A 7355-nucleotide genomic window follows, 5' to 3' on the forward strand; every position below is an offset into this window, starting at 1 on the left:
TCGCCCGAGGCGAGACGAAACAGCCCTTCTATGGGCTGGCTGACCCGCGCCTCGGCCGAAACCCTGACCTGGCCGACGACGGCGCCGAGCGCGTTGGCGACATCGGTATCCCTGGGCACCACGCAGTCATTGCCGATCAGCTCGGCCAAGCCGGCATAGTGCAGCGGCGCCGAGGCGCCGAGGCCGATGACCGGGCGGTCGAGCGCGACGCTCAGGCGGGCGATGCCGGGATGCGCGTCGACCGCGCGCTGCACCAGGGCGTGCGCCACTGTCGCGGCGCCATCGAGCCCATCCTCGGCAAAGGCGGTCTCGAGGATATATTCGGCCGACCAGCGCGTCAGCGTCACCAGCACCCGTTCCGAGATCGCTTCCGGCGAAGCGGCGATGTTCTGGCCACGGCCGTCACGCTTGCGGGCGAACAGTTCGGCGCCGAGGCGCGCGGCGATGGGATCCCAGTTCGCCTGCTTGCCCAGCACGTGGGCGGCGTCCGACGGGGTGAAGCCGGCGACATGCACCAGCCCGCGCGACACCAGCCGGTTCAGCGTCGCGTTCTGCGCGTTCGAGGTCAAAAGCCTGTCGACGGCGAGCGGCACGGCACCAATCAGCTCGTAGAGCCTGGCTTCGGCGCCGGTCAGGCCGGCGGCGAGCCGGTCCGGCACGCCGGTGCGCACCGCGAAGCGGCCGTCCATACGGCCGGGATTGGGTGCCCGCAGCTGACGCTCCAGCTCTGAAATCAGCGCTACGCCATGCGCCATGCCGGCCAGCGCCAGCGGCACCAGGCGGCGCGGCCCGAGCAGGATCCTGGGGTTGAGCGCGCCATCCTCCAGCGCCACTTCGGAATCGCCGCCGAGGCCGAAGGTGCGCATGGCGACGGCCTCGACCATGGTGCGGAAGCCGCCGACGGTGGCGCCTTCCGGATCTAGCCTGGGACGGCCGCCGTCGAGCACGGCGACGTCGGTGGTGGTGCCGCCGATGTCGGACACCACAGCATTGTCGAGCCCGGTCATGTGGCGGGCGCCGACCAGGCTGGCGGCCGGGCCGGACAGGATGGTCTCGATCGGTCGCTGGCGGGCAAAAGCGGCTGAAACCAGCGCGCCATCGCCGCGCACCACCATCAGCGGTGCTGCGATGTTGCGCGCCTCGAGGAAGCCTTCGGTTGCTGCCACCAGCCGGTCGATCATCGAGATCAGCCTGGCGTTGAGCAAAGTGGTCAGCGCCCGGCGCGGGCCGCCGAGCTTGGCCGACAGCTCGTGGCTCGATGTGACCGGCAGGCCGGACTTGTCGCGGATCAACTCGCGGGCGGCGATCTCATGCGCCGGATTGCGGGTGGCGAAGTAGGCGCAGACGGCAAAGCCGGACACCGAGGCGCCGAGTTCCGGCAGCGCCGCTTCCAGTCCGGACAGATCGAGCTTGGCGGCATTGCCATGCACGTCGTGACCGCCCGGACAAAAAACCACCGGATCGGTGCCGAGCGCGGCCTTCAGCCCGTCGCGGGCGAGGTCGCCCTCGGAAAAGCCGATCATCACCAGCGCGACGCGGCCGCCCTGGCCCTCGACGAGCGCGTTGGTGGCAAGCGTCGTCGACATCGACACCAGCTTGATATCAGCCGGATCGGTTCCGGCTTTCTGCAGCACCGCGTCGACGGCGCCGGAAATGCCGACGGCAAGATCATGCCTGGTGGTCAGCGCCTTGGCCTTGGCCAGCACCTTGCCCTTGTTCGGCCCTTCTTGCGGGCCTTCTGTTTCAGACCACAACACGGCATCGGTATAGGTGCCGCCGGTGTCGATTCCGAGGAACAACGGTTTTGGCTTGGTCTTGGCTGTCATTTTTGGCGGCGGTCCGGCTGGGGAGTCTGTCTGCCCCTGCCTTTAGCCGATGCGGGCGGGTCGATAAAGCTGCGAGCGCTGGGCCAAGGCGGAGATTGGCAGCGTTGGCCGAAGCGCCAACCTACCCGACAAACCCCACTTTCTTGTGCGTGCCATCGCAGAACGGCTTGTTGGCGGAATGGCCGCAGCGGCAGAGGAAGGCGCGTTGTGTACGGTCGACCGTATGGCCGGTTCCGGTGACGATCTCGAGATTGCCCTCAAGCTTGAGCGGGCCATTGGTGGTCGGCGTCACTTTCAGCGGACCATTTCTCGCTTCGAGCGCCGGCGTGTCCTTCAGCTGCGGCTCGCCGGTGGCGGCAAAACCGGATTTGTTGTGGCTGCCGTCGCAGAACGGCTTGTTTTCCGAAGCGCCGCAGCGGCAGAGCGTGGCACGATAAGAAGTCTCGCCGTCGAGAACGATCTCGGCGTGTACCGCCAGCGGGCCGTTTTCCCGCAGCCGCACCGTGTTGACCACCGGTGCTTGCTCCTGCGGCCCGCCATCCTTCCTGACATAGGTGATGGCGCCCGACGGGCAGCTTTCGGCGATGGCGACGATCTTCTCGACGCTGGCCGCCTCGGGATGGATCCATTGACCCGGCGCGTTGGGCACGAAGACGTGCGGATCGCCGAGCACGCAGTTGCGCGAATGGATGCAGCGCTTGCCGGAAAACCCGACGTCGATCTTGTCGCTTTCGACCATGCCGGCCATAGCTGAGCTCCTTTTGCCTGAAGCACGTCGCGTCTGAACAGTTCGAGGCGGCGCGCGCTGGGTATTTGCACAGGCTATGGCTCCAGCCCGAAGACCGTCAAGCTGGCAAACCGGTCAGGGGACCAGTTCGATCTCCTCGGTCTCGCCGCCGCTGCAGGTATAGCAGCAATCCTCGCATTTTTCCTTGTTGCCGGGGCCGACGCCCCAATAGGTGCCCTCGTCACCATCGACCCAGGCGCCGTAACAGATCGATTCCCCGGCGTTGCAGGATATCGGCAGCTGCTTGGTCTCGCCGTCGTCGAGGTAGAAGTCCTTGTCATCGCCCGGCCAGACATAGTCGCGATCCTGGCTGTAGAGTTCGACGCGCATGGCGTTGGGGTGGCCGTTCTTGATGGCAAAGGTGACATCGTCGGCACGCGCCGCCGGCACGAGCAGCATGAGGAGAGACAGCGCGGCCAGCACGCGGCGCGCATAGATATGAAACATGAGTGACCCCCTGAATAAGCGGCCCACCCGGCCGCGTGGCGACCATCGCACGCAGCGCTGAATCGCGGAAGTGGACCGGACGAGCCGATCCCTGACTTAATTTGGGTCCAACGAAAACTTCCGCGCTCTACGGCACCAGATCGATCGTCTCTGTCGAGTGTTCGACGCAGATGAAGCAGCAGGTGTCGCAAGGCTGGTCATTGTCCGGCCCGACGCCGGCCGAGAGGCTGTCATTGCCGTCGGCCCAGGCGCCATAGCAGATATGTTCGCCCTGATTGCAGGAGAACGGCACAGATTTCTGCGACCCTGGGGCGATCAGGAACACCTTGTCGTTGCCCGGCCAGACCGTCTCGCGGTCGCGGCTGAACAGCTCGACCGCGACTGCTTCCTTGCGCAGGTTCTTGACGAAGAAGGCCATGTCGGCGGCCTGCGCCGAGGCGGTGAAGACCAGCGCCGCCAGTGCAACCATACGAAACAGCGTCACGGCCTGGATCTCCCGAATCACCGCGGCAGAATCGCATGCCTGCCCGCTACTAGGAAGGTGCGGAACCCTGCGTCGCGATCTCATGCCCCAGCCGCACCGTTTCACGCACCAGCAGGTCGAGATCCTCGCGCCGTGTGCGATGATTGGTGATCGCCACGCGCAACCAGTGCTCGCCATGCACCGTGGTGTCCGAAAGGGCCGCAATGCCCTGTTCCTGCAGCCGCAGCATGATCTCCGTGTTGAGCACCTTCAGAGCCTCGCCTGTCAGACCGGGCTGATAGCGGAAGCAGACGATGTTGACGGTCGGCGATGCCGCCAGCTGCAGCCGCGGCGCGGCCTCGATCAAGCCGGCAAGATAGACGGCCTGGGCAATGTTCTGGTCGATCAGGCGGCCGAATTTCTCGACACCGTGCTCCTTCAGCGCCATCCACACCTTCAGCGCGCGAAAACCGCGCGACGTCTGCAGGCCGTAGTCGTGCAGCCATTCGCCGGAAGCGAGGCCGCGCGGCGTCGATTCCAGATATTCCGGCGTCACCGCGAAGGTCCCGCGATGCGCGGCGGCATCCCTGACCAGGGCGCAGCCGACTTCGAACGGCGCGTGCAGCCATTTGTGGGGATCGAGCGCGACCGAATCCGCCCGTTCGATGCCGGCGACGCGATGGGCATTCTCAGGCGCAATGGCGATCAGCGCGCCGATGCAGCCGTCGACATGGAACCAGAGGCCTTCCTCATGTGACAGCTTCGCAAGCGCCTGCAAATCGTCGATCGCCCCGGTGTTGACGGTGCCCGCCGTACCGATGACGCAGGCCGGCTTGAACCCTGCCGCGCGGTCCTCTGTGATCGCTGCCCGCAAGGCGGCGATATCGATGCGCAGCCCGGCATCGGTCGGGATGCGGCGCAGTGCCCGGTTGCCGAGGCCAAGTGCCTCCATCGCCTTGCGGTGGCACGAGTGGATCTGCTCCGAGCCGTAGAAGCGCAGCGGCTTTTCGATGGCGGCGACACCATGCTCGCGCACGTCGATGCCGGCCTTGACGTTGCGCGCCACGGTCAGCCCGATGATGTTGGCCATCGAGCCGCCGCTGACCAGCGTGCCGCCGGCAGAAGCGGGAAAGCCCAGCATCTCCTTGCACCAGTTCACCACCTGGCTGTCCATCAGCCCGGCGGCGTGGTTGCCACCGCCGAGGTTCGAGCCCTGGATTGCCGCCAGGAAATCGCCGAGCGCACCGGTGAAATTGCTCGACCCCATATACCAGGACCAGAAGCGCGGATGGATGTTGCCCATTGGATAGGACATCACCGTGCGGGACACCTCAGAATAGACCGCATCCAGCGGCGCCGGCGAGCGCGGCAGCGGCGCCGAGAAGGCCCCTCTCACATCGGCCGGCATCTCCCGCCAGACCGGGCGGTCGCGCACATCGCGGAGGTAATCGACCGCATCGTCGATGACCCGGTGCGACAGGGCCTGCACATCGGCCCAGTCCAGGGGATCGAGCGTTTCCTCGGCCAAAAGGCCGAGGTTTTCTTGCACGGCGTCCATACCAGATCTCCCGTCAAGCCGCCGGGAACTGGCAGCCGGGCGTCGAGCGCGACAGGGCGGTCTCGTCGGCATCCATCTCGGCCTCGATGCCGTCGAACAGCGGTGTCGACATGTAGCGTTCGCCGGTGTCGGGCAGCATGCACAGGATCACCGCACCGGCCGGCGCCTCCTCCGCGACCTGCCGTGCCACGGCGAAGGTCGCGCCGCCGGAAATGCCGGTGAAGATGCCCTCTTTGCGCGCCAATTCCCTCGCCCATTTGATGCCCTCGGGCCCGGCGATCGGCATCACCTCGTCATAGAGGCTGGTGTCGATCGCCTCCTGCAGCACGTTGGGGATGAAATCCGGCGTCCAGCCCTGGATCGGGTGCGGCTCGAAGGCTGGATGGCTGGCGGCGGGAGCACCATCGACGCCGCGCTGCTGGACCTTGCCGCTGCCGACGAGCTGCGCGTTGGCCGGCTCGGACAGCACGATGCGGGTTTCCGGCCGCTCGCGGCGCAGCACGCGCGCCACGCCCACCACCGTGCCGCCGGTGCCATAGCCGGTGACGAAGCAATCAAGCCGCGAGCCGGCGAAATCATTGACGATCTCGCGCGCCGTCGTTGCCTCGTGGATGGCGGCGTTGGCGGTCGTCTCGAACTGGCGGGCAAGGAACCAGCCATTGGCCTCGGCCAGTTCCACCGCCTTCTTGTACATGCCGAAACCTTTTTCTGCGCGCGGCGTCAGCACCACCTTGGCGCCCAGCATGCGCATCAGTTTGCGGCGCTCGACCGAAAAACTGTCGGCCATCGTGACGACCAGCGGATAGCCCTTTTGCGCGCAGACCATGGCGAGGCCAATGCCGGTGTTGCCGCTGGTCGCCTCGACCACCGTCTGGCCCGGCTTCAGCGCCCCGCTGCGCTCGCCCTCCTCGATGATGTTGAGCGCCAGCCGGTCCTTCACCGAGGCGCCGGGATTGAAATACTCGGCCTTGACGTAGATCGTCGCGTGGGACGGTCCGAGATTGTTGATGCGAACCACCGGCGTGTCGCCGACGGTGTCGAGAATGCTGTCGAACAGGCGGCCGCGCCCGGCCGTGGTTCTGATCTTCTGCTGCTGCAACATCTTGGTCTCCTTGATTGTCATCGCGTTTTGTCTTCACGGGCCGGTTACAAACCGGCGGGCTGGGCGGCGAGGTTTGGTGACCTTGCCGCGCTAGGACTGACATGCCGCACAGCGGCAATGCCCGTATCCGGCGCTGATATCCGCTGCCGGATGCGCCGTGTCGTGTTTGGTGATACAGGAGAGGCCGACAGGCCAGCGTGGGAGCAGGCGTGGAAACGCACGTGGAATCCACTCGATCGAGGCCGGACGGCGACATGCCGGTCCTTTCCGTGCGCCTGCTCGGACCGCTGATGATCTCCCGCGACGGCGCTCCGGTTGCCCTGCCCGCGTCACGCAAGCTGCGCGCGCTGCTCGCCTATCTGGCGCTGGCGCCGCATCCGGTCAGCCGCAGTCGCCTGTGCGAGTTGTTGTGGGATGTGCCGAACGACCCAAGGGGCGAACTGCGCTGGTGCCTGAGCAAGCTGCGCGGCGCGCTTGACATGCCGGCCCGGCGCCGGGTCTCCACCCAAGGCGATACGGTCGCACTCGATCTCGACGATTGCCTGGTCGATGTGCTGGAGGTCAGCCGCGCCGCCGCGCAAGGGATCGGCACGCTTGACGTCGAGCGCTTGCGCGTGCTGGCCGGACTGTTTGCCGGCGATTTCCTCGACGGGCTGGAGCTCGAGCGCAGCCCGCATTTCAACAGCTGGCTGATCGCGCAGCGCCGCCGCTTCAGCGCTTGCCATGCCGCCGTGCTGGAACGCCTTGTCGCGAGCCTGCCGGCTTATAGTGACGAGGCGATCGCCCATCTCGACACATGGGTGGAACTGGCGCCGTTCGACACGTGCGGACATCTGGCGTTGCTGTCCAATCTGGCCGGGCGCGGCGAGGTCGGCGCGGCCGAAGAGCATCTGGCCGCGGCGGAACGATTGTTTCGGTCGGAGGAGCTCGATTTCGCACCGCTTCGCGCGGCCTGGCGGGCGATCCGTGACCGACAGTCGGGCACCTCGCTTCGAACGGCCTGCCTGTCCACGCTATCGCCACTGGTGGCCACCATGCCCACCGCACCCGGCCCGGTCGAGCCCAGCCACGCTTCGCTGGCGGTGATGCCGTTTGTCGAGGAGAGCGGCGGCACGCGCGGCGGATTGGCCGACGGTTTCACCCACGACATCATCACCCGCCTGGCCAAGCTC

General features: G+C 66.6%; 6 protein-coding genes and 1 pseudogene. 1 reads left to right on the forward strand and 6 read right to left on the reverse strand.

The genetic code is table 11. The annotated features are described in order from the left end of the window. The 6 genes from ENZ74_RS13920 to ENZ74_RS13945 form a co-directional block, all read right to left on the reverse strand. Window positions 1-1826 (reverse strand): hydantoinase/oxoprolinase family protein (locus tag ENZ74_RS13920; protein WP_245470950.1); only part of this gene is annotated, 1826 nt, incomplete at its 3' end. Between the two features lie 121 nt (window positions 1827-1947). Continuing rightward, window positions 1948-2574, reverse strand: a complete 627-nt coding sequence (locus tag ENZ74_RS13925; RefSeq protein ID WP_013528606.1) for a CDGSH iron-sulfur domain-containing protein — start codon at window positions 2572-2574, stop codon at window positions 1948-1950. A 114-nt stretch (window positions 2575-2688) separates the two neighbouring features. After that, a complete protein-coding gene (locus ENZ74_RS13930; RefSeq protein ID WP_063169665.1) occupies window positions 2689-3060 on the reverse strand; it encodes a hypothetical protein in 372 nt (123 codons plus the stop codon). A 127-nt stretch (window positions 3061-3187) separates the two neighbouring features. Beyond that, complete coding sequence (locus ENZ74_RS13935) at window positions 3188-3544, reverse strand: hypothetical protein (protein WP_024502169.1); 357 nt, start codon at window positions 3542-3544, stop codon at window positions 3188-3190. 49 nt (window positions 3545-3593) lie between these two features. Then, window positions 3594-5081 (reverse strand): aspartate aminotransferase family protein, encoded by a 1488-nt coding sequence (locus ENZ74_RS13940; protein WP_063169664.1) that lies wholly within the window; start codon window positions 5079-5081, stop codon window positions 3594-3596. Window positions 5082-5094: 13 nt separating this feature from the next. Further along, window positions 5095-6183 carry a pyridoxal-phosphate dependent enzyme gene (locus ENZ74_RS13945; protein WP_063170415.1) on the reverse strand — a complete coding sequence of 363 codons (1089 nt, stop codon included), beginning with the start codon at window positions 6181-6183 and terminating at the stop codon, window positions 5095-5097. 254 nt (window positions 6184-6437) lie between these two features. On the opposite strand from ENZ74_RS13945, the pseudogene ENZ74_RS13950 reads away from it, so the two are divergent. After that, window positions 6438-7355: pseudogene (locus ENZ74_RS13950) on the forward strand (transcriptional regulator); the annotation flags it as partial.

It is taken from the genome of Mesorhizobium sp. M7A.F.Ca.CA.002.15.2.1, from assembly GCF_003998715.1.
Classification (GTDB): Bacteria; Pseudomonadota; Alphaproteobacteria; order Rhizobiales; family Rhizobiaceae; genus Mesorhizobium; species Mesorhizobium ciceri.